The organism is Bacillus sp. TH30 (assembly GCF_016650875.1).
GTDB lineage: Bacteria > Bacillota > Bacilli > Bacillales > Bacillaceae_G > Bacillus_A > Bacillus_A mycoides.
The window spans coordinates 4,988,836-5,012,611 of record NZ_JAEKEY010000002.1; the positions used below are offsets into that span (position 1 = coordinate 4,988,836).

A 23,776-nucleotide genomic window follows, 5' to 3' on the forward strand; every position below is an offset into this window, starting at 1 on the left:
CGGACGTTTTTATTATGTCGTTTTTTTAATCTATTCATTAATTGTGAACAGCTTCTTTTTCATTTAACCCAAGTGTGCGTCCTGTTGAAGCGTGAAGCTCTTGGAACAGTCTTGGATTTTCCGTTAGTGATACGCCGTAAGAAGGGACCATTTCTTTTATCTTTGGCTCCCATTCTAGTATACGTTCTGGGAAGCATTTTTCTAATACTTCAAGCATAACGTGAACAGCAGTAGAAGCACCTGGAGAAGCACCAAGTAACGCAGCGATTGATCCGTCATTTGCACTAACAACTTCTGTACCAAATTGAAGTGTTCCTTTCCCACCTGCATCAGTATCTTTAATTACTTGCACACGTTGTCCAGCCACGACAGTATCCCAATCTTCACTTTTAGCGTTCGGAATAAACTCACGTAATTCTTCCATACGCTTTTCGTGTGATAACATAACTTGTTGGATTAAGTATTTTGTTAATCCCATTTCTTTTACACCGGCTGCTAACATCGTTAAGACGTTATTCGGTTTTACAGAACCAATTAAATCAAGGTTTGAGCCAGTTTTTAAGAATTTAGGTGAGAAGCCTGCAAATGGTCCAAACAGTAAAGCTTTTTTGTTGTCTATATATCTTGTATCAAGGTGAGGTACAGACATTGGCGGAGCACCAACTTTAGCTTTTCCGTATACTTTTGCATGATGCTGCTCTACAATTTTTTGGTTTTTACATACCATAAATAGTCCACTTACTGGGAATCCTCCAATATGTTTTGACTCAGGAATACCAGTCTTCTGAAGTAGAGGTAGGCTACCGCCACCGCCGCCGATAAAGACGAATTTTGCAGTATGGTGTTCGATTTTACCACTATTCATATCATGTACTTTTACTTCCCACAAACCGTTCTTCGCACGTTTAATATTTTCGACACTATGTTTGTAGTTAAGCTCCACATTTTTAGTTTTTAAGTAATCAAATAACATACGTGTTAGCGCACCAAAGTTAACATCTGTTCCAGAATCAATTTTTGTTGCAGCCATTGGTTCATTAGAGTTACGACCTTCCATAATGAGTGGAAGCCATTTTTTTAATGTGTCAGGAGCATCAGAAAATTCCATTCCTTGGAATAGCGCGTTTTTTGAAAGCGCTTCAAAACGATTTTTTAGAAACTCCACATTTTTTTCTCCTTGCACTAAACTCATATGAGGTAGTGGCATAATAAAATCTTGTGGATTACGAATTAAGTTTCTCTTAACAAGATACGCCCAAAATTGTCTTGAAAGTTGAAATTGCTCATTTACTTTTACAGCTTTACCAATATCTATAGACCCGTCAGATTTTTCGGATGTATAGTTAAGCTCACATAGCGCAGAATGTCCTGTACCAGCATTATTCCATTCGTTAGAACTTTCTTCTCCGGCATTAGCGAGTTTTTCAAATACTTTAATTTCCCATTCAGGTGCCAATTCTTTAAGTAATGATCCTAACGTTGCGCTCATAATTCCTGCGCCAATTAAGATAACGTCTGTTTTTTGCTGCATGTTGCTCATGATAATCTCTCCATCCCCTATATTGGCAAAAAAGAGTAGGTGTTTTTATATCTAAGCCGTAAAAAGAAAACACCGCCTAGGCCCCACCTAGGTATTTACCTTTTTTGTCTCAATTATATAACCATCTCATAGTCTATTATAATAATTAATAGACTAAAATATCTAGTGTTATCTGATAATTTTAAACTATTTAACGTTTTATTTCATAGAATTCTTCTGTCATAAGGGTAAAAAGCATAGTAGTAAAGCGGAATTTGGAGAAGAATTCCAGTTTGATGTTATCCCAAAAAAACTTACTAATATTTTTATTACTCTATTTTATCTTTGGAAATTTGTAAAAATGGAGTAAATTATAAATTAATGGTAAGATTATTCTGAAAATAAAACAGGAGGGATACCAATGCTTACACGAGAACAAATCGCGAACTTATTTCGGAATTTTTCTGAGAATGAATGTAAAGGATCAAGTGATTTATACGAATATTTATCAATAAAAATTTCTGAAGATGAGGAAGTTCTTACGTTAGCTTCCTACGCACAACCTGGTCAACCAATCCCAAACGTATTATTAGGTGCAGTCCATTATTTATTGTTAAAAGGAAAAGAACACAGTTTAAAAAGGTATTATTATAGTTTAGTTGAAGATGCTGATACAAATTTTGAAAATGCCTTTCATCAATTTAAAGATTTTTGCCATGAATATCGAGAAGAAATTATCTCTTTATTACAAACGAAACTCGTTCAAACGAATGAAGTAAGGCGATGTGCCTATTTATATCCAAGTTTCTGTTACATATTTAATAAAGTGAACAAACCGTTAGCGTTAATAGAAATTGGTACAAGTGCGGGATTACAACTGTTTTGGGATCAATATCGTTATTCATATGGAACGGAAGAGGTATTTGGAAACACACAGTCTAATGTTCATTTACAATCAGAAATAAAAGGGGATAAGAAGCCATCCTTTTTAAAACAAAGTCCACCTGTCGTAGAAAGAATCGGACTAGATTTACACGTGAACGATTTAAATGCCGATGAAGATTATTTATGGTTACGCGCGCTTATTTGGCCAGAACATAAAGAAAGACTTGAACTATTCGATCAAGCAGCAGCGCTTGTAAAAGAAAAATCAGTGAGATTAATAGAAGGTGACGGTGTAGCACTTCTTCCATCAATTGCAGATCAAATAAGGGAAGATGCGGTGATTTGTATTTTCCATACACATGTAGCAAACCAAATACCTGAAAATGTAAAACATACGCTAGAAAAACAAATTAAAGAAATTGGTGCAAAACGTGATGTATTCCACCTATATAACAACATGTGGGACCGGGACCTTCATATTGATTATTATATTAACGGAAACGAATATTGTGAAACGATTGGGGAAACAGAAGGGCATGGAAGATGGTTTAGTTGGAAGCTGGCGGATGAGTCGCTTTGTTAATGTAATCCTATAGGATGGGGACCTTTTGTTTTAAAATTTAATTTTTTTGATTAATATGATAATACTTTATGATAAGTTGTATATAAAGATAAAATAAAAAGGATGATAAGCATGCAAAAGAGACCAGAAGCAAATGAATATAACCCATATTATTCAACGTACATAAACTTAATACCAGATGGAGATATCATACATATTCTAGAGCAACAAATAAAGGAAACGAATCTTTTATTGAGGGATATTTCTGATAGTGAGGGACATTTCCGATATGCTCCTAATAAGTGGAGTATAAAAGAAGTAATCGGTCATATTGCGGATACTGAACGTATTATGGCATATCGATTGCTTTCCATAGCAAGAGGCGAGACAGCAGAACTTCCTGGATATAACGATGATATGTATGTTCTTAGAGCAGCTTTTGATAAGCAATCTATGCAAGATCTTCTTGAGAATTTAACAGTTGTTCGCCAATCTACTATGCATTTGCTTAAAAGTTTAGATAAAGAAGCTTGGTCACAAAGGGGAATTGCGAACAATTCTGAAGTCACGGTTCTTGCATTAGCAAACATAATTGCTGGTCATGAGCTTCATCATCGTCAACTTATAAAAGAACGTTATTTGGGTTCTAAGGCATATCCAGCATGTTAAAATATGAAAATAAAAAGAGAATGATTCATAGGAAATTTCTGAATTATTCTCTTTTTATTTTTCTGCGTATCAGTGGAATTATAAGTGTTTTTTTACAAGGTCTATTCCTTCTCGTTGATGCTAATAGGGGCACTATACATGCCCATCAAGCTAAGGGTGGGTATTGGGGTTTGTGTAGCAATGGAACCAAATCACGCAATAAGCATTAGCGAACATTAGAAATAGTAAAAATGCCACTTTTTCCTGTTAAAACGAGGTGATTTTAAATTTCAAATTCTTCTTTTACAACAGTCGCTAGTCCATCAATTGATTTACGTAAATCTGTTGCCCCTGGTGCAAGATATACTTTTTCTATTGTGATTTCTGACAGCTTATTTATTAGTAAATTCATCGGGAGTCCAAGTAGCGATTTCATTCCCAGGTGCAGCAACTACAAGCCAATCCTCAAATTGGACCCCAGCTTGCCAGCATTCATAGTGATCATGAAAACCATTTACAAACATGATTTGTTCGTTCTCAAATGTTATAAATAAATGCGGAGATTCATTAGCAAGTTGTATGTCTGTAACTTTTTGTCTTCTTACTTCAAAAATTCTCTTATATTCTTCCTCCTCAGTATAATCGTCAAATTCATCCTCATTAGAAGGGTACTTTTCTGGTGGAGTATTAAATAAACACCATTTCGATTCGATGTTGACATATAATTGCCCATCATAATCAACTGCAGCTTCAAAATTTGTAAAATGAATCTTTATAGTTGCTGGAGAAATACCAAATTGCAATCCATCAACTTGTGCTCCTATAAAGAGGTGTTTTAATACCTTTTCTGCATAAAGTTTGTCTTCTTTGTTCATTATACGAATCCTCCTTTCTGTAAAATATATATTATATTTTTATTGTAATAAATAAATTTTTATGTAAAATGAACTTTTTGTGAGAAACGGACGAATATAGTGTGAAAGATCATGAGAGGGGAACGTAATTTTGGATGAAGTAGAATTTAAAGAATGGCTATATAAAATGGAGTCCGGAGACCCAGAAGCCTTTCAAGTTACTTATGAATACACCTGTAAAGATATTTATAGAACAGTAGTATTTTTATTAGGGAATCAACACCAAGATTTAGACGATATAGTTAATGAAGTGTACATCAAAATGTGGAAGTCAGTAACGAATTATGATATGAACCGTTCATTTCGTTTTTGGTTACATGGTATCGTTGTAAAACAAGTGCAAGATTGGCGTCGTAAATCGTGGCGGCGATTTCGAATCTTTGAAAAGAAGAAAATGTATGAGCAAGACCGGTCATATATAATGGATGAGGGCATTTTACATAAAGAAACACGTAATGAACTAGTAGAAGTTGTACAAAAATTATCGTATAAAAGCATCGTGAAGTCGTTATTATGCGTTACTTCCATGAATATAGCCTGGACGAAATTGCAATGCTTCTTCAAATCCCTGTTGGCACAGTGAAATCTCGATTACATACAGCGTTAAAACAATAAAGAACAGAAATGGAACATATGCCAGAAATAAGGGAGGGAGAAGTAAATGGATTTTGAAAAATATATAACGAATGAATTGAAAAGAAAAGCGGAATCAATCGAACCAAATACTAATCTAGAAAATAAAGTACAAACCTCTTTTCATAAATACCAACAAATGAAAAACAAAGGGAAAACTTCTATGAAAAAAAAGTTATTACTTGGCTTTATAGCTGCGGCTGTTCTTATTCCAACCGGTACTTTTGCGGGTACAACAATAATCGATAAAATTATAGGTACACCAGAAGAAGCGAGAAAAGATATGGGAATGTCAGAAGACGGCTATACAGGATTGATGGAGAGGGTAGAAGTTGCTAAAAACTTATTTACAAAAGAGGACTTTGAAAAATATGTAGAGTTATTACAAGAAACATATCATTTTTATAAGAAAGTTAGTGTCGTAGAAAATGGAGAAAGAAAACATACAGCTATAGGTCGTTTAAATGCTGATGAAAAAAAAAGAGATAGTGAGGTAATGGAAGAGCTAAACAAATATGAGGGAAAAATAGATCAACATTTTACATATACATTTGAACAAGCCGGAGATATAACTGGTTTTCCAATAAAGCGTCCTAGCTATATTCCAAAAGACCATGTTCTTATTTCAGAAGAGGCAAAGGCAGATGCCACAATAGGAAAACCAAGACCTCTTATTACAATGAGATATGAAGATCGTAATGTGAAAAAAAGCCATCTACATCAAACGCGGAATTAGGATTTACAATTCATCAATTAGAAATACATCAAGAGGATAAAAAAGATTATTTTATTGAAGAACCGTTTGATAAAGCAACTGAAAAAGGACCAAATTTTTATAAAGACATTAAAACATATAAACTAAAAGGATACGATATTACATTTGGTGAGTATAAAGAGTCGAATGGACGGGCTATGAAAATAGTAGTACCTGCAAAAGAAAGAAGAAGTGCATACCAAGTGTATATAAACGATAGTATGCTATCTAAAAAAGAGCTTGAGAAAGTTTTAATTTCAGTTGTTGAATAGATAATGAAATGTCAGAAAAATGAAAGTAAGTAGTTACTTTCATTTTTCTTTTATGATAATATGTTAGTAATTACTTACTTACACATTGGATGGAGGAATAAAGATGGGGAAATTAACAGCACGAGAAAAAGTTATGGAAGCTGCTACTTTATTATTCGGTGAAAAGGGGTATACAGCGACAACAATTCGTGAAGTGGCGGAAAAAGCAGGGGTTAGCGAATTAACGATATTCCGTAACTTTAAAAATAAGGAAAACCTATTTAGAGAGAGTATTATTTTACGTACGACACCAGTGGCTTTGTTAGAGGAAATAGAAGAGCAATTTACTGGTAATTTACATAAGGACCTTACGAAAGTAGCAGAAACATATATTCAAATCAATTTGCCGAAGCTAAATTATATTTGGGCTGCGTTAATTGAATCAAGACAAAATAGTGAAATGAAAACATTACTGCATGAGTTGAATTCACATTTAGTGGATCATTTAGAAACTTATTTAAAGCAACTTGGAGAAAAGGGGCATATTTCCTCATGTAACTACCATTTAATAGCGAATCTGTTTTACGGACAACTGTTTTTATACATTATGAATGTTAGTATAGCGGAAGAAGAAATTCAGATAGAAGAGTATATAGAGACTTGTGTAAATTTATTTATGAATGGGATTTTAAATAAAGAAAACGAATAGGGATGGGGAAAATGCGAAATACATTTGCATTACTAGCGTTAATCGCAGGTTTTTTTATGGCAATTTTAGATTCAAACATTGTAAATATCGCATTACCAGAAATGACAAAGACATTTCATACGTCAATTGATACCATTTCTTGGATTGCTAATAGTTATAATGTTGCCTTTGTATCGTGTTTATTAATTGCAGCACGTCTTGCGGACCAGTTTGGTCGCAAGAAGCTGTATATTATAGGTTTATTAGGGTTTTCTATTAGTTCGTTTATGTGTGGTATTGCCACTTCGTTTCATACACTAGTAGTTTTTAGAGTATTGCAAGGGATTTCGGCCGCAATTATCGTACCAGTTGCTATGCCTCTGGGCCTTGAGTTAGTATCGAAAGAGAAACAAGGTATGATAGGCGGTATTATGGGGGCTTTCGGAGGGTTAGCGGCGGCAATTGGTCCTTCACTTGGTGGTGTTTTAACTAATAAATTGAATTGGAGCTGGGTGTTTTTTATTAATGTCCCAGTTGGCATATTATCTTTAATCTTCGTGATTCTTTGTATTAAAGAATCGTATGATCATACTGCAAGCTCTAAAATAGATTGGGCGGGTATGATTACTTCTGCATCTGCACTATGCTTACTTGTATATGCACTCATACAAGTAAATACAAATCAATTAAGTATGTTAAGCTTAATTCTTCTTTTTATGCTCTCATTAATAAGTTTTATATTATTTTTCAGTATCGAAAAGAAAAGTAATAATCCCATGTTACCTTTAAAGTTGTTTTCATATAAAGAGTTTTCAATTTCAAATCTTTCCTTATTTTTCGTTGGTATGGGATTAATGAACTTTTTATTTATACTTGCTTTTTATTTCGTTCAAGTAGAAGGTATGTCTGAACTACAGTCAGGCTTAATTATTAGTACTTTAGCAATTGTATCTATGGTTGTTACAGGGGTAGTAACACCAATTGCAGCGAAACAAGGTAGTGTATTAATAGGTAGTATAGGGATGATTGCTTTTATCATAGCCTCGTATTTATTTAGTCATATAGATTCAAACTTTACTACATGGGATTATATATGGAGATTAGTGATCGTTGGAATTGGAACAGGATGTACTTTAGCACCGTATACAACAACTGCGGTTTTAAGTGTGCCTACGGAGAAAACAGGTGTTGCTTCAAGCGTATGTAATATCTCTAGAACGGTCGGAAGTATTGTAGGGGTAGCGATACTGGTCATGTTTTTGAATCATCAATTGTTAGTTGAAAAAGAAAAAGTAAATAAAGAAGTACTGACTGTGATTGAAAAAAGTAATTTAACAACTATAGAAAGAGAACAAGTGTTGCAAGCGATGAAAGGAATTGATAAAAATAAATACAGTATATTAAAGTCTGAAGAGGCTAACAAGTTATACGATCAGATGAAGCAGCAACATAAACAAGGAATTTTATATAGTTTTAATAAAACATTTTTAATGGGTGCAGTTATTTTTACTTTAGCGCTCATTTGTAATGTAGTTGGTATGTATGTTAGTAGGAAAACAGGTGCAATCTCGTTAAAAGGATAGTTTTATTACATAATACTATTATGTAAACAAAATTAATGAATATACAACTGTCGTTCAAAATGGCTCGTTATTAATTCCGTCTGTGCGTACTAAATTTAGTGATGATGCAAAAGTTACAGATGAGGGAACAAAACAAGCTCTAATTTCTTTAATTCATAGTATAGTAGACGAAACAAGGGAATAATGATTTATTTTGTATAAAGGCAATACTACTGTAAGTTTAAAAGTAGTATTGCCTTTTCATTTTCTTTTGTTTGAAATTTTGTACTAACGATTAGGCAATCATGTCACCTATTTTAAGGTTTAGACAAAATATATATTAATTTAGGCTCTGGCTTACGTCTTTTTTCGTCTTGGTCAAATAAATAACTAAGCTCAAGATTATTACGAGGAAGAGTACGCTTGTTCCTACCGTACCGAGACCAAGGCCACCGGAATCGTGAGGCTGTGATAAATAATCGCCAAAAGAGGCGCCGAAAGGACGAGTTAAAATATAAGCGATCCAAAAGGCCAACACTGCATTTAATTTGAAGCGGTAGTAAGCGACGGTTACAGCCCCAATTAATGCAGCAAATATGAGCGCTGAAATCCAGTAACCTAAGTTGAGACTCTCTGCTACGAGATCACCAGCTGCAGTACCTAAGGCGAAGGTGAACAGAATAGCCAACCAGTAGAATGCTTCTCGCTTTGTTGTGTAAATAGAGTGAATGGACAGTGTCTTCTCACTCACATGCCAAGCAGCAAAAGTTGCCATTAAGGAAAGGGTGAAAACGATGGTGGTCGTCTCTAGAGCGACCCCGAAGTTGTCCGTAAGATTGTCGGTGACTAGCGTACCGACAACACTAATCAGCAAGACAGTGAGCCAGTAAATCCCTGGAACATACTTCTTCAACCTAAACTGGAAGAACAGTGTGATGAGCAAGAGAGCACTCATAACAAAGGTCGTTTTAGTCAAGCCAAAGTTCAGGTTTGTATTTAAGAAGTCTGCGCCTGTTTCGCCCACTGTAGTTGCCATGATTTTGATAATCCAGAAGAAAATCGTGATTTCTGGAACTTTGTTCAGCATCTGCCAGCCTAGTGATGAAACGGAAGCGACTTCATCAGAAATGGATGGATTTTCTCTATTCTTATCCTGATCCTTCTCATAATAGTTCATGTAGGATTCCTCCTTATTAGTTTTTTATGGCCAGCGCCAATTTATATACAGAGTGTAACTAATAAGAATGAGATTCAGATGAAATTTGGATGAAAAAATCATTAAAATAAGATGAAAAAAAGAAATTTCTAAAGTGTCTTTTTTATTTAACAAATACAGTTAAAAAAGTATATCCTTTTTTTGTTCGCGACATTGAAAATACAGCAAAATTGATACTCTTCATTTGATATCCTAAGTTGGTCGTTTTCTGCAAAATAATAGTTTGACATGAGTCTATACAAGCATGACTCACATGCCAAGAACGTCATAATAACAAGCATTTGACGCTATAATACTTGTGTCTCTATGTTGAAGCATGTGTGATTGGGTATTTGTAATACTACGTCTTTTTGTTTTGCGAACAATAAGTTGGAGACTAATCGGTTAAGTTTCTTTTGTATTTAGGGGGATATTAAGAATATCTTATGTATTTCTCATCAGATTTTAATATTTTTTTAGTAGTGTATACCTTGTATCCTACAAGGAAAGAGGAAGAAGACTATGCATGTACTACATTTTTTAAGTGAATATATAAAGCACCCAAGAACTGTAGGAGCGGTATTGTCAAGTTCTAAGCAACTTGCAAAACAAATGGTAGCCCCTATAAATTTTGAACAAGCAAAATGCATTATTGAGTATGGACCAGGAACTGGAGTGTTTACGGAACAGCTCATTCAACATAAACATAATGAAACAGTATTGTTAATCATTGAGAATAACGTACAGTTTTACCGTATACTTCAAAAGCGATATTCACACATGGAAAATGTGTACATTATTCATGATTCTGCCGAATATACGGAAAAGTATGTTCAGAAATATAAAATTACCCAAGTGGATTATATTATTTCAGGATTGCCATTTACCAGTTTATCCCTTGATACTTCTACAAAGATATTACAGGTAACAAAAGAAGTATTAGGGGAAGAAGGGAAATTTATTACTTTCCAATATACACGCTTTAAACAACAATTTTTCCGTTCTTTTTTTGCAAATATTGAGGTGAAGAAAATAAACTGGAATATTCCACCGGCGTTCGTGTTCACTTGCTTTATGTAAGGTGATGGGAAGGTGCGAAAACAAAGCAATATCATACAAAAGAAATGAATTATTTCCAACATAAAAAATGAACGATTTTTCCTGTGAGAATTACAGAAAGAATCGTTCATTTTTTTGCGAGAAATATAAACTATACCTTTCATTTTGGACTATTAAAAGGGCGGAATACTTTGCGGAAAGTTGAAAACATTTTTCGGGTCATATTTAGCCTTTACTTCCATTAACCGGTCAAAGTTACAGCTGTAGTAAGCATCTGGCCAGTCTTTAATGGAAAGGTCAGGTGTATTAACGTAAACGCCTTTTGTGAACGGGAGCATCGCTAATCGAAAATCTTCGGTCCACCGAATGCTTGCGGCAGCACCTTCTGCTTGATTCCAAGTGGCGAATATTGACATGTTCGAAAGTGCTTTTCGGTAAAAATAAGCTGTAGCTTCGTTCGATATTTCAGCTACGGCTCCGCCTAATCCATGGAAAAATACAGAAGTTGTTGCATGTTGTGGTGTATTGTTTATAAAGTGTTCGATGATCGTGAGTGCTTCTTCTGGCAATAGTGCATACACATATGGACCTACACTTTTAAATGGTAAAGGCTCTATAGGCTGTGTTGCAGCTATTCGTGTTGCCGCTTCTACCCAAGGTATTTCTTCTATAGTTACTGTTAACGGTGAACCGGCTTGTAATAATGGCTGCAGAAGTGCTTGCAATTCTTGGACTGATCCTAGGAATACTCCTTGCATTAATAACGATGGTTCCACTTCTGAAGACATGAAGAGGGTGCTCGTAAGTCGCTTATCAGCGCAAGGAAGAGTATATTCTTGCCAAGACTTTAGTACAGATTTTAAATCTGTTAAGTCCCAGCTTATTTCCGTAAATCCCACTGTGTTAATTTTATGTGTTCGAAATTTGAATGAAGTACATATTCCAAAGTTACCACCACCTGCACCTCGATATGCCCAGTAGAGATCTGAATTATGCTTAGCGTTGGCACGTACAATACAACCGTTCGCGTCAACCATCTCTAGCTCAATTAAATGATCAAGAGTTAATCCCCATGGACGGGAGAGTATACTATGTCCGCCGCCTAATGTTACACCTGCAATACCAGGAGTAGGACAAACGCCGCTTGGCACAACTAACCCTTCAGCTGCGAGCGTTTCAGTTAAAGAAAGGTTTCTCCACCCAGTTCCGATTGTAACAGTCCCGCCGTTATGATCTATTTCTAGTTGCTTCATTTCACTTACATCAATTACAATTCCAGCGTTGTTAACGGATAAACCTTCATAATTATGACGACCAGAGCGCATACGCATAGGTACGTTATACTGTCTCGACCAGCGAACTGCATTTACTACATCCTGTGTATTTTGAGCAAAGACAATAATTAATGGGAATTTGTTGAAGAATGTGTTGAACTCCTCGCGAGCTGAATTATATTCTGGATTTTGGGGAGTTACGATACGTCCTGTAAGTTCAATGTTTTGATTACTCATTTAAGCATTCTCTCCTTGCCACATAATAAAATATCTATATTGCTATTCGTAATGTGGAAAAGCGGATATAAAAATAGAACTGACTATACGTTATAAGTAGATGAATGAGTGAGGGGGATTATTCCTAGAATGAGGTTTTCGGATGAATCAGTGAATCGAAATAATAAATAAAAGGCAACACCACACAAATTATAAATGCAGCATTGCCTAAATAAAATTAAATATATTTAATTAAAATCTCCCCAGGTAATCCATCAATCTCACAAACTATATCTGATGTAAAACCAGCGTTTAATAAAATTTTTCGAGAGGGGATATTATTTGGATCGATAATTGCTTTTAGTACGTTTACATCAGTATGCTTCGCTATTTCAATTAATTCTCTTGCAATACAACTACCATATCTTTTTCCCCAGTGTTCTGGCAATAACATATAACCAAGTTCAGCTTCTTTAAAATCATCCTCATTTACTGTTATATGTCCAAGTCCGATAAATTCATTTGTTGCACTGTTATAAACTTTATAAGATCCATACAGTTTATATTTTTCATTGCGCCTTAATAATTTTTCATAGTCGTTTTGTGCTTCATCTAACGGAATGGTGCGCTCTGTAATTTGTGCCATTACTCTTTCATTTGATACGAGCAGGAAGTAGTGATTAAAATCTGTTGCTTCAAATTTTTTGAAATGTAGCTTATGCATATGCTTCCTCCAAACTAATTTTCATTTGTTCTTCAGAAAAGATAAACGATAGTTAAATCGTGATTTCTATTTGATTGCCTTCTGGATCGCTTATTACACTTTCATAATAGCCATCTCCAGTGAAACGTGGTCCATTTAATAAAGAATAGTCTGCTTCTTTTAACGTTTTTGTCAGTTCATTCACACGTTCCTTACTGCCAACAGAGAAAGCCATATGTGCATAGCCAGTTATATTAAGATTAGGCTCGTTTTCTATACCTTTCTTACGCATAAGTTCAAGCCTTGCTCCAGATTCGAACGTAATAAAATAAGATTCAAATTGTTTTACTTCGTTATGATATAAAGAGTTTGCTTTGCCGTTGAAATACTTCGTATAAAAAGTACGCATTAATTCTAAATCATTTACCCAAATTGCGATATGTTCGATTTTCATAGGTTTCACCAATCCTATCTGTACTAATTAGGCTTCCACTGTATAAAAGTTGCATGTACATTGCAAGAAATTTGATTCGGTGTTAAAGATAATTGTTAATTTTGGGTTGTATACGTACATACAATGTGTAATTAAGTGAATGACTTACATAGGAATTACAGAAAAGGGTGAATGAGACTTATGAGTCAATTAGAGCAAACAATGTACGTTGGTGTCATCATGTCTATTGTACTATCCGTAATGATTTTGGGGTCTTTATATTATAATCCTCGTCTTTGGTTAAATGATTATCCAAAAGATATTCAAAAGGTAGTTTTTCCGAAATCGATTAATGAAAAAAAGCAAACGATTTACTTTAGTATTGCATACAATGTGATTCTCTTCGGTACTCCTTTCGTTTCAACATATATATTACATCAACATGAAAAACTATTGTATATTGAGGCCTATTTACATAGTTTTAGCATTTTAATGATTTTCAATTTAGTAGATTTATTAATAATCGATTGGCTTATATTTTGCTGGATTACTCCGAGATTTGTTGTTATTCCTTGTACGGAAGGGATGAAGGGATATAAAGATTACAAGTTTCATTTAAGAGGGGCTATAGTCGGTACTCAATTTTTAGCAATCGTAAGTTTATTTCTGGCAGGAATTGCGATAACCATTTAGTAAAAAGAAGAAGGATAGGAAACGTTTATATAAGATAAGTAGATTTATAATGTATAGAATTAAAAATGAGAATTTGATACTATTGGAGTAAAGGGTTTTAATAACGGTATATTAAGCGATATCAATGTACCTTTGCAAATGTTTTGATATTCCGTGAAATCACCTAATTTTATGGAAGCATTTGATAAAACCCCAAAAAACGCAATGGAGGCTATTATGAAAAAATTAATTGGCGCAGCAACAGCAACAGTTTTTGGATTGGGGGCTTTTACAACATCTGCTATCGCAGAAACTATCGTAACAGCGGATGTACTCAACGTACGTGAAAAGCCAACAACGGAATCAAAAGTTATCGAAAAAGTAAAAGAAGGACAAAAGTTAAAAGTCATACATACTGAAGAAGGATGGTCAAAAATTGATTTAAATGGTAAAGAATTGTTTGTAAGTTCGGAATTTACAAAAGATGTTTATCATGTAACAGCAAACCTATTAAATGTACGTTCTGAAGCGAGCACAGAATCAAAAATTCTTGGCAGACTGAAAAAAGATGATGTAATTGAATCAACGCATCAAGTAAAAGATGGATGGCTACAATTTGAGTATAAAGGAAAAACAGCTTATGCAAACGTTTCTTTCCTATCAAGTACAGCACCAATTGAAAAGAAAGCTGAAGAGAAAACGAAGCAAGTAGCGAAAGTACAAAAAGCGGTAAATGCGAAGGAAGAAGCAAAAACGCAGAAAGTTGCAAAAGCTAAGGTAGCAACAAAAGCGAAAGAAGAAGTAAAAGCGAAAGAAGAAGTAAAAGCGAAAGAAGAAGTAAAAGCGAAAGAAGAAGTAAAAGCGAAAGAAGAAGTAAAAGCGAAAGAAGAAGTAAAAGCGAAAGAAGAAGTAAAAGCGAAAGAAGAAGTAAAAGCGAAAGAAGAAGTAAAAGCGAAAGAAGAAGTAAAAGCGAAAGAAGAAGTAAAAGCGAAAGAAGAAGTAAAAGCGAAAGAAGAAGTAAAAGCGAAAGAAGAAGTAAAAGCGAAAGAAGAAGTAAAAGCGAAAGAAGAAGTAAAAGCGAAAGAAGAAGTAAAAGCGAAAGAAGAAGTAAAAGCAAAAGAAGAAGTAAAAGCAAAAGAAGAAGTAAAAGCGAAAGAAGAAGTAAAAGAACAAGAACAAGCGAAAGTAAAAGAACAAGAATTAGCGAAAGCGAAAGAAGAAGTAAAAGCGAAAGAAGAAGTAAAAGAACAAGAACAAGAACAAGAACAAGCGAAAGCGAAAGAACAAGAATTAGCGAAAGTAAAAGAACAAGAACAAGCGAAAGAACAAGAACAAGCGAAAGCAAAAGAAGCAACAAAGACACAAGAAGTATCTAAAAATAACTCACAGTCTGCTAAACGTGAATTAACGGTAGTAGCGACAGCATATACTGCTGATCCAAGTGAAAATGGTACATATGGTGGACGCGTTTTAACTGCGATGGGTCATGATTTAACGGTAAATCCTAATATGAGAATTATCGCAGTAGATCCGAAGGTAATCCCATTAGGATCTAAAGTATGGGTAGAAGGTTATGGAGAAGCTATTGCTGGTGATACTGGTAGTGCTATTAAAGGAAATCGTATTGATGTTTTAATGGGTTCAAAAAGTAAAGCTATGAACTGGGGAAGACAAACTGTTAAAGTAAAAGTTTTATAATAATGGTTATCCAAATAGAAGTCAGTTCTCTTTATTGAGACTGGCTTTTATTTTTTGAGTTAATGTGATGCATTGAAAAAACCATTTTGATTTAATATAGGAGTTTTAAAGGGAGTATTATTAAATCTGCACTAAAACATAAATAAAAAATGAAACTTGTATCATGTCTATAAAATACAACTATTAAGAATGAGGTGAGGAAATATAACAGAAATTCATTGAGAAATAGAGAAGAATAGTATGATGGCAACGAAGAGTTAACATATAATGAAATATATAAATCGGATCAAATCATTTACTAAGCACTTTCACTCATAATAGTGTAATTAAGTTCAAAGGATAGGTGTATTTCATGAAAGAAATAAGAGAATATATTGAAACAAAGAAACAAGGATTATTTGAATTACATATAAAAGAAACCGAAGAAAAGTTAGGTGCTATTTTTCCAGCGCAATATAGGGATCTTTTTAAATTAGTTAATAACGCCGAAATAGGAGAATGGATACTATATCCTATTAAAGATAATAGAAATTTAGTGAAAACTTGGGATGATATAGTTAGACAAAACGTTGAGTTGAGCGATGAGCATATGCCTGAAGATTTTATTATAATTGGTGACGATGGTTCAGGAGATAAATTGTGCTTTAAAATAAATAACGGAATAATGGATGATGAAATATATATTTGGTATCACGAAGATGAAGAAATGGAAGAAATAGCCCCAAGTTTAAAAGGATTTATTTTAGAAACTATTCAGGAAGACGATGCTTTTTAGTGTTAATGATTATAATATAATGAATCAGATGTATTTAAAGCGAGGATGGAATATGACAATAGAATTATATGGCGCACATTACAATGAAATAAAAGGGTATAGAGTAATTGAAGGGAAAGATTCATATACTCATTACTTTGGTGGTCAAGATTGCAATTTGCCAGTATGTAAGCTATGCGGTGAGAAGATGCATCAAATTCTCTGTTTTGATTTGAAAGATGAGAGGCTTGCTAAATTTAAAAGTGGTGAATTAAATGTTTTACCATTAGTTTCTTGTCTGAACTGTGCGATGGTGTGGGAACCTCAATATTTTCAGTTAAGTAATGGGGGTAAAACAGTTCAAATAATAAAGCAGGATAATACGGAAGATTGGGTAATGGAAGATGAGTATAAGCTACCGGTTCACCTACCAAAAACGAATGTAAAGTTAACGAATATGAAAAATGAAGATATACCTACTGATGAAGATAGTTACTGGGAAGCTTTTGACTTATTCGGTTCGGAATATGTATGTAGATTATTAGGGGCACCATTATATGAAGATCTTCCAGAAGATTTGGCATGCCCAAGTTGTTCAGAAGCGATGATGTATGTTGCTACAATTACACAAGACCTTGAAAAACGGGAACTTATTTCAGTAGTTGATTTTCAGTTTGGGGAAATGAATATATATTATTATTTATGTAAAGAGTGTTCCGTTATGAAAACTGAAATACAAAGTACATAATAAAAATAAGACTGACTCATTCTGTCAGTCTTATTTTTGTTTTGTAACCTCATTAAGAATCGCATGAAATATGTCTTTTTGTGTGAAATTATCTGTAAAAACAGTTTCTCTATCTACTTCAATTGTATCGTGAGGATTATACCATTTACTCAATAAATCCTCTCCAAACTCAAGTCGTTTTTCTCTAGTATTATGCCGTCTAATCGTTTCTTCGAGAGATAAATCGAAGTAATATGTATACGCGTTTCCTTCAAAATAATATATCAATTCTTTTAACATATCTCCATATCTACGACTGTTTAATATACCTTCTAAAATGACAAATTCACATTTTCCTTTTCCGTACTTCGTAATTTCAAATAGTAAATCATGAGATAAGTTACCCATTGTGTCGTGCACTTTTAGCATATCCCTGCGCACAACGTCTTGTGAGACTAGAAGTGTTCCTTGCCCGAAATGTTCTTGCAGTTCCTTTGCGATTGTTGTTTTGCCACTTGCGGAGTTTCCTCGAAGAATAATTAATGTTGATTTCAAAGTCTCATCTCCAAATTATTTTAGTTTTTTAGGTCTTGTTACAAAAGAACTTCATTATGGGAAACATTCTTTTAGTTTGTTAAGTAATAGTTTATGATACTCAGTATAAGTTGAACAGAATAATTTCTTATTGTGGGATTATGCAAGTAAAGCTGTTTTAAAAAATTACTATCCGTATATAGAAAAGTTATTATAAGAGTAACTAATAAGGAGGTGGCCTATGTTATTCCAAAAGGGACAATTATTAGTTAGATATGTAACAAAAAACGATGCACCTATCATTTCTAAATGGTTAAAAGACCCAGAAGTCCTACAGTATTACGAAGGAAGAGATAATCCGCAATCTGTAGAAAAGGTACTTGAACATTTTATACATCATCCAAACAGTAATGAAAAAAGATGTTTAATAGAATTCGATGAAGTGCCGATCGGTTACATTCAAATGTATCCAGTTGATTCTGAATGGAAAGCGTTATATGGATATGAAGAATCGCAGAATGTATGGGGAATGGACCAATTTATCGGTGAACCGATCTTTTGGGGAAAAGGAATTGGAACACAACTTGTTCAAGCAGCTATTACATACATTATGGAGAAATTGGGTGCGGAAGCAATCGCGATGGATCCGAGAGTAAATAATGAACGTGCGATAAGCTGTTATGAAAAATGCGGATTTAAAAAGGTGAAGATATTAAAGAAACATGAACTGCATGAGGGGAAATTAGAAGATTGTTGGATGGTAGAATATAAACAATTATAATAAATATGCAGGGGCTTATAAAAATAAAGGGAGCTGTGTGAAATGAAAAAGGCATTACTAGTTATTGATGTGCAAGCGGGTATGTATACAGCAGGAATCCCAGTACATAATGGGGAAAAGTTTTTAGAAACGTTGCAAGAGCTCATTGGGGAATGTCGTTCAAATAGTATTCCGGTTATTTATGTCCAACATAATGGACCTAAGGATCATCCATTAGAAAAAGGGACAGATGGTTGGAAAGTACATGCGGCGATTGCACCGCGAGAAGGGGAGCTTGTCGTTGAAAAGACGACTCCAGACTCATTCCATAAGACAAACTTAAACGAAGTGTTACAAGGAAAAGGGATTGAGCATGTTATTATTTCAGGAATGCAAACAGAGTACTGTGTTGATACGACAACGCGAAGAGCGTTTAGTGAAGGGTATAAAGTAACATTAGTAAGTGATGCACATAGCTCATTTGACACAGATGTATTACGCGCTGAAGATATTGTAAAACATCATAATGTTGTATTTGGATCATTTGCAGATGTTATTACGTTAAAAGATTTAAAAGTAAAAGCGTAATTACAGAAGTTGCTGTCTCTTAATGGGGCAGCTTTTTTATTTGAAGATAGGCTATCAAACGTTGTCGATAAATCGATATTTCTTGTCGAATTGTTGATATAATTTCATTCACCGTATTGATATCACAAAAAAACAAAAAGGAGTACCACATTATCAACAAGGGTACTCCTTCACCAAAACGTTATTTCTTCTTATCTTTATCCAACACATTCTGTTCTTCAGCAAACTCGGTACCATATGCAAACCGGCGATTAATTCGAATGTTATCATTGCTGTGCCTTGTGTGGGAATTAGAAAAGCGATGGACGATTACTTCTGATAATGTAAAGACGATGGCAGAAAGGATACTGCCCCATGCAATTTGCATGTAGTTGTCTAATAAAATATTACCAAAAATCCAAACGCTTAAATACGTAAGTAAGAAATCCGTCATAATGGCAGCGGAATTGCCAATTCGATTTAAAATAATTTTATCAACAAACATATAAGAAACGATTGTGACGAAGAGACTAAAAGAAATGATTTGGACGAGCGTTGCTGGGAAAAATAGAGCTAGTCCGATACTAAAAGCGATGATGCATGATATAAATTTGATAAGTATTACAGTAATATCACTCAATATTTACACCTCCCATTTATACATAGTTTTACAATAAATTCAGGAGTTCATACATTGGAACGGTTTAATTTATATAAAACTTTATCATGCTGAAATTTTATCTAAATATTAAAAAAACAATTAAAAAATGTTATAGTGAAATGAGAGTGTATGCCATTTTTAGGTAAGGGGGAATCCGGGATGTGGATAACTTCAGAAGTAGAAATTCCAGATGAGTTAATCGATCACCTTGAACAAGGTAAGTTAGTATTATTCGTTGGAGCAGGAGTTTCTATGAAGGGGAAATCAAACTTACCGAATTTCGATGATTTAGTTGATGAAATTTCGAAAGCTTTATATGTCGAAAGGCGTGAGATGACAGAACCCCACGATTATTATCTCGGTAAAATTGCGAAAACGAAAGATGTGCATCAAGTTGCAAGAGACCTCGTTAATATAGAAAAATCAAAACCAAATCCATTACACTATGCGATTCCAAGGCTGTTTCCGTTAGATACGGATGTTCGAATTGTAACGACAAACTTTGATCAACATTTTACGTCTGTAATTACAGAAATGAATAGAGAGCTGAATATTTATTATGCACCTGCTTTACCGACAGGGAGAGCGTTTAAAGGGTTGGCTTACATACATGGGAATGTAGAACAAGAGAAAGAAGCTTTAATTTTAACGGATGGTGATTTTGGAAGGGCTTACCTAACAGAAGGGTGGGCGAGACGATTTTTAGTTGATCTATTCTCAAATTACACTGTTTTATTCGTTGGGTATAGTCATAATGATCCTGTAATGAAATATTTAGCAACAGGCTTACCACCGAGTACAAGGCGTTATGCTTTCGTCGCACAAGGTGATAATACATATCATTGGGAGCATTTAGGGATAAGACCGATTGTGTATCCGAATAAAGCAAATAATCATCAGGCGCTTGTGAAAGCGGTGAAGCGGTGGGCGGAATTAATGGGGGATAATTATATTACGAAAAGAATGCGTATTCGTGATATTGTAACCGTTCCTCCATCAGTAGAGCAGGAGCAATTATCCTATATAAAACAGTCAATAAAAAAAATTGAAACCGTTCGGTACTTCGTTGAATTTGCTCGTGATTATGAATGGGTGGAATGGCTTGAAGCAGAAGGGAAACTAAGAAATTTATTTCTGCTTACAGCAAATTATGATGAAGTAGATGAATTGCTTGCGGAATGGTTAGTGGAGCAATTTCTATTTAGTCATCAAAAAGAACTATTTCAATTGATTTTTAAAAATCATTCTAAAATATCCCCGTTATGGTGGCGAACAATTTGTACTTACTTAAACGAAACGAAAGAAACGATGGACCCTTTGTTGTTTGCAAGATGGACATTGCTTTTATTAGAAACAGCAGAGAAAGATAGTAGCTCTATTGAAATGATCACATATTTATTGCAAAAATGTTCTTTCCCTGAGCATAAAGAAATTGGCTTGTTGCTATTAACGTTTATTTTAGATGGGAAACTTAAATTGAAGCGTGTAAGAAGATGGGGAAATGATACGCAAGAGTCGATTGAACTCGAGGAATCGAGTCGTATACCGATGCCTATTTTTTCTCATGTGGAGCGAATTTGGAAAGAGAAAATGAGACCACATATCGCTTACTACGCAAATCCGATTATGGTTACGGGGTTAGAAAAGATACAACTATTGTCATTAAGACAAAATGCACTGAAAAGAAGAGATAGAGAAATTTCAGAGCAGGAGTTACAGCAAAATGATTTTACATTTTTAATTCAAATTGTAAAAGAGTGTCTTACATATTTATGTGAAAACAATGAGAAAAAAGCAAATCATTATATTACAGAAATGATAGAAACTGATAGTGTACTTCAAAAGCGAATTGCAATTGAAGCAATGATTAATAATGTATTCGTTACAGCGGATGACAAACTGAAGTGGTTGTTACATGTAGATGTTCTGTTAGATTTCACATGTAAACATGAAGTGTTTCAACTTTTAAAGAATTATTACGCAGATGCTTTAGAGGAAACGAAAGAAGAAGTAATTCAACATGTATTAGAGTATCTTGCAGAAGAGAGGGCGTTTGATGCTTGTCTTGTATTAGACTTACTATTCACGTGTGATTCGAATAGTAAGTGTACGGCGGAAGGATACGAGCTAATGAAACAGAAACACCCCCATTTTTCTTCAGATCTATACAGTGTTCCAAAGAAAGAGGCAAATGAACAACGTATTACATGCAATGTAACAGCTGATGGATTACTACAGCTGAAAGACGATGAAATAATGGAGCAAGTTCGGCAATTTTCAAGAGACGGTGTTTTTGAACAACGCCATTTTTTAGAGATGTTATCAAAAGCGTGTAAATTGAATGTAGAGTGGAGTATTTCGTTTGCTTATCAACTAGTAGGCGTGCACGAAATTAGTAATGAAGTATGGTTTGTGTGTATTAGAGAGTGGCGAAATAACCGGAATTTGGCGAATGAACAAATTCAAAAAATCATTCCGTTATTGCAGAAATTTATTAGAAATACTGCTTTTCATTGGTTAATTAGTAGTTTTCTATATGAAATTAGTAATCGATTAGAAGAGTTAGATGAAAATAGTATACGGATTGTAAAACGCTTTGCCTTTTCTGTACTTCCACAAGTTATGAGAGGGGAATCGGATTTTAAAATTGGAAAACAAGAGTTTTACAATGAATCCATTCAGCACCCTGTTGGGAAGATGACTGCTGTATTACTAAAACTGCTAGCATATGATCATTTATACGATCGCAACGTGTATGAATATTTATTTTTATTTGAGGAACAGGTAAGGGTTACTTCGGAACGTACAAACTTTATGTTTGCTCGTTTAACAGCAGATATTACGTTTTTATACCATATTGAGAAGCAATGGTGTCGGAAAAATGTACTACCTTACTTAGATTTAAAGAAAGAAAGTGAGCTTACGAAATATGCGTGGGCGGGATTATGTTATACGCAAATTAATCTACCTTTGTTTACAGAAATAAGACGATATATTAAGTATGCAGTAGAACATTTAGATGCACTACATCCATATACGAGAGAAGCATTTTTAAAATGGCTTAGCTTTGTATTTATTAAATGCGTATTATATTGGGAGCAAAAAACAGATTGGTTATATCCACTTTTGATGCAAGAAAACGAAGAGAATAAAATTAAATTTATGCAGTATTTATGCTACTACGTAAAAACGTTAAGTGGTAAGGAACAACAAAAATTTTGGACAGCGTGGCTTAGTGTGTTTTTAAGAGAACGTCCGAAAATGGGCGTAATAACAACGAGAGAATATATGATGCTTTTACGTATTGTTTTATGCATGGTTGAGGTTTTAGAAAAAGGATTAAATATTATTTCTAGTAAATTTCAAGGTGTGGAAGGACAATCTAATCAAGAAGAAATGAAACAGTTGTTTATAGAGATACTTGAAAAGAAAGAGCGTATGAAAGCGTATAAAGAATTGTATGCAAATGTGTTTTTCACTTTACTGCAGACGTGTCAAGAAGCCGATTTACTTGAAAGTGAGATCATACAAATAAAAGAACTATTAACCAGGTATGAAGTAGAAAGACATGTATTAAATTTAATAGAAAATGAAATAATTCGCATCGGAATCGTAACGGAGAATTTACAAGAGGAATCATAGGGCGGAAGTGGAATTTTAAAAAAATATATAAAAAGTTATTGACAGTGTTTTGAAAAGCGTTCTATAATACGAATCATACTTATTCAATTTCAAAAACATTTGAATAAACAAAGTGCAATGAAGAGATCACAGTAGTGGTTAGTCTTACTGTAACAGAGAGCTGGTGGTTGGTGTGAACCAGTACAGGGATAATCATGAATTACAGTCTTGGAGCATCTTTTTCGTAGTAAAGATAGTATTGTCTTTATGAAGGAAAAGCGGTCAAATGATCGTTAACAGTGAAGAGAGGTAGACGGAAAGTTAGTCTACAACTAGGGTGGTACCGCGATAAATATCGTCCCTACTGATGTATTCAGTAGGGACTTTTTGTATTTTAGTGGTCCAACTTGAAAATAAAATAGTCATGCATTGAAAGGAAAAGCAGTAGTTGTTGTTTCCCTGTAACAGAGAGCTGGTGGTTGGTGC

21 protein-coding genes, 3 pseudogenes and 2 other annotated features (1 of these 26 cut by a window edge) are annotated in these 23,776 nt (G+C 34.3%); of the genes and pseudogenes, 15 read left to right on the top strand and 9 right to left on the bottom strand.

All coding sequences use genetic code 11. The features are described from left to right. Nucleotides 1–37: 37 nt before the first annotated feature. On the bottom strand, nt 38–1,540 hold the full coding sequence (locus JFU20_RS27695) for a malate:quinone oxidoreductase (protein WP_002013468.1): 1,503 nt from the start codon (nt 1,538–1,540) through the stop codon (nt 38–40). Nucleotides 1,541–1,940: 400 nt separating this feature from the next. On the opposite strand from JFU20_RS27695, the gene JFU20_RS27700 reads away from it, so the two are divergent. After that, complete coding sequence (locus tag JFU20_RS27700; RefSeq protein WP_002013467.1) at nt 1,941–2,987, top strand: DUF2332 domain-containing protein; 1,047 nt, start codon at nt 1,941–1,943, stop codon at nt 2,985–2,987. A gap of 111 nt (nt 2,988–3,098) precedes the next feature. Continuing rightward, nucleotides 3,099–3,635, top strand: a complete 537-nt coding sequence (locus tag JFU20_RS27705) for a DinB family protein (protein ID WP_002013466.1) — start codon at nt 3,099–3,101, stop codon at nt 3,633–3,635. A gap of 262 nt (nt 3,636–3,897) precedes the next feature. Here JFU20_RS27705 and tnpB read toward each other — a convergent pair whose 3' ends face one another. Together tnpB and JFU20_RS27715 are read right to left on the bottom strand one after the other, a co-directional pair. Continuing rightward, nucleotides 3,898–4,026: an IS66 family insertion sequence element accessory protein TnpB gene (gene tnpB / locus JFU20_RS27710; RefSeq protein ID WP_002165570.1), complete on the bottom strand. Its 129-nt coding sequence runs from the start codon at nt 4,024–4,026 to the stop codon at nt 3,898–3,900. Continuing rightward, nucleotides 4,007–4,489, bottom strand: a complete 483-nt coding sequence (locus JFU20_RS27715; protein ID WP_002013465.1) for a hypothetical protein — start codon at nt 4,487–4,489, stop codon at nt 4,007–4,009. The genes tnpB and JFU20_RS27715 overlap by 20 nt, the downstream gene beginning before the upstream one ends. 130 nt (nt 4,490–4,619) lie before the next feature. On the opposite strand from JFU20_RS27715, the pseudogene JFU20_RS27720 reads away from it, so the two are divergent. From JFU20_RS27720 to JFU20_RS27740, 5 genes and pseudogenes are all read left to right on the top strand, one after another. Continuing rightward, nucleotides 4,620–5,143, top strand: a pseudogene (locus JFU20_RS27720) (sigma-70 family RNA polymerase sigma factor). Between the two features lie 46 nt (nt 5,144–5,189). Then, nucleotides 5,190–6,187 (top strand): annotated as a pseudogene (locus JFU20_RS27725) (hypothetical protein). A gap of 103 nt (nt 6,188–6,290) precedes the next feature. Continuing rightward, nucleotides 6,291–6,875: a TetR/AcrR family transcriptional regulator gene (locus JFU20_RS27730; protein ID WP_201039142.1), complete on the top strand. Its 585-nt coding sequence runs from the start codon at nt 6,291–6,293 to the stop codon at nt 6,873–6,875. An 11-nt stretch (nt 6,876–6,886) separates the two neighbouring features. Beyond that, nucleotides 6,887–8,437 (top strand): MFS transporter, encoded by a 1,551-nt coding sequence (locus JFU20_RS27735; protein WP_002165573.1) that lies wholly within the window; start codon nt 6,887–6,889, stop codon nt 8,435–8,437. Nucleotides 8,438–8,480: 43 nt separating this feature from the next. Beyond that, nucleotides 8,481–8,621: pseudogene (locus JFU20_RS27740) on the top strand (flavoprotein); the annotation flags it as partial. Between the two features lie 135 nt (nt 8,622–8,756). Here the strand turns inward: JFU20_RS27740 and JFU20_RS27745 are convergent. Beyond that, nucleotides 8,757–9,593, bottom strand: coding sequence for a COG4705 family protein (locus JFU20_RS27745; RefSeq protein WP_201039143.1), 837 nt, complete (start codon nt 9,591–9,593; stop codon nt 8,757–8,759). Between the two features lie 540 nt (nt 9,594–10,133). Here JFU20_RS27745 and JFU20_RS27750 point away from each other — a divergent pair. Further along, nucleotides 10,134–10,691 carry a class I SAM-dependent methyltransferase gene (locus tag JFU20_RS27750; RefSeq protein ID WP_002013455.1) on the top strand — a complete coding sequence of 186 codons (558 nt, stop codon included), beginning with the start codon at nt 10,134–10,136 and terminating at the stop codon, nt 10,689–10,691. Nucleotides 10,692–10,843: 152 nt separating this feature from the next. Here the strand turns inward: JFU20_RS27750 and JFU20_RS27755 are convergent, their stop codons facing one another. From JFU20_RS27755 to JFU20_RS27765, 3 genes are all read right to left on the bottom strand, one after another. Next, entirely contained in the window at nt 10,844–12,181 is a 1,338-nt protein-coding gene (locus JFU20_RS27755; RefSeq protein WP_201039144.1) for an FAD-binding oxidoreductase, read from the bottom strand. Nucleotides 12,182–12,398: 217 nt separating this feature from the next. Continuing rightward, nucleotides 12,399–12,884 carry a GNAT family N-acetyltransferase gene (locus JFU20_RS27760; protein ID WP_002013450.1) on the bottom strand — a complete coding sequence of 162 codons (486 nt, stop codon included), beginning with the start codon at nt 12,882–12,884 and terminating at the stop codon, nt 12,399–12,401. 52 nt (nt 12,885–12,936) lie between these two features. Beyond that, on the bottom strand, nt 12,937–13,317 hold the full coding sequence (locus JFU20_RS27765) for a VOC family protein (protein WP_002013449.1): 381 nt from the start codon (nt 13,315–13,317) through the stop codon (nt 12,937–12,939). 180 nt (nt 13,318–13,497) lie between these two features. On the opposite strand from JFU20_RS27765, the gene JFU20_RS27770 reads away from it, so the two are divergent. From JFU20_RS27770 to JFU20_RS27785, 4 genes are all read left to right on the top strand, one after another. Continuing rightward, complete coding sequence (locus JFU20_RS27770) at nt 13,498–13,989, top strand: hypothetical protein (protein ID WP_002013448.1); 492 nt, start codon at nt 13,498–13,500, stop codon at nt 13,987–13,989. A 216-nt stretch (nt 13,990–14,205) separates the two neighbouring features. Beyond that, complete coding sequence (gene entB, locus JFU20_RS27775) at nt 14,206–15,666, top strand: cell wall-binding protein EntB (protein WP_201039145.1); 1,461 nt, start codon at nt 14,206–14,208, stop codon at nt 15,664–15,666. 352 nt (nt 15,667–16,018) lie between these two features. Further along, entirely contained in the window at nt 16,019–16,441 is a 423-nt protein-coding gene (locus JFU20_RS27780) for an SMI1/KNR4 family protein (protein ID WP_002013423.1), read from the top strand. Nucleotides 16,442–16,493: 52 nt separating this feature from the next. Continuing rightward, nucleotides 16,494–17,168 (top strand): hypothetical protein, encoded by a 675-nt coding sequence (locus JFU20_RS27785; protein ID WP_002165576.1) that lies wholly within the window; start codon nt 16,494–16,496, stop codon nt 17,166–17,168. 30 nt (nt 17,169–17,198) lie between these two features. Here the strand turns inward: JFU20_RS27785 and JFU20_RS27790 are convergent, their stop codons facing one another. Continuing rightward, the gene (locus JFU20_RS27790) at nt 17,199–17,702 is read right to left on the bottom strand and encodes a kinase (RefSeq protein WP_002013426.1); all 504 of its coding nucleotides are present in this window, start codon (nt 17,700–17,702) and stop codon (nt 17,199–17,201) included. 220 nt (nt 17,703–17,922) lie between these two features. Between JFU20_RS27790 and JFU20_RS27795 the strand changes: the two genes are divergently transcribed. After that, on the top strand, nt 17,923–18,462 hold the full coding sequence (locus JFU20_RS27795; protein ID WP_201039146.1) for a GNAT family N-acetyltransferase: 540 nt from the start codon (nt 17,923–17,925) through the stop codon (nt 18,460–18,462). A 42-nt stretch (nt 18,463–18,504) separates the two neighbouring features. Continuing rightward, nucleotides 18,505–19,029 (top strand): cysteine hydrolase family protein, encoded by a 525-nt coding sequence (locus JFU20_RS27800; RefSeq protein ID WP_201039147.1) that lies wholly within the window; start codon nt 18,505–18,507, stop codon nt 19,027–19,029. Between the two features lie 181 nt (nt 19,030–19,210). Here the strand turns inward: JFU20_RS27800 and JFU20_RS27805 are convergent, their stop codons facing one another. Then, nucleotides 19,211–19,648: a YndM family protein gene (locus JFU20_RS27805; RefSeq protein WP_002032800.1), complete on the bottom strand. Its 438-nt coding sequence runs from the start codon at nt 19,646–19,648 to the stop codon at nt 19,211–19,213. A gap of 150 nt (nt 19,649–19,798) precedes the next feature. Between JFU20_RS27805 and JFU20_RS27810 the strand changes: the two genes are divergently transcribed. After that, nucleotides 19,799–23,311, top strand: coding sequence for a DUF4020 domain-containing protein (locus tag JFU20_RS27810; RefSeq protein ID WP_201039148.1), 3,513 nt, complete (start codon nt 19,799–19,801; stop codon nt 23,309–23,311). Between the two features lie 108 nt (nt 23,312–23,419). Further along, nucleotides 23,420–23,656, top strand: a binding site (T-box leader). Nucleotides 23,657–23,710: 54 nt separating this feature from the next. Further along, nucleotides 23,711–23,776, top strand: a binding site (T-box leader) (it continues 171 nt past the right edge of the window).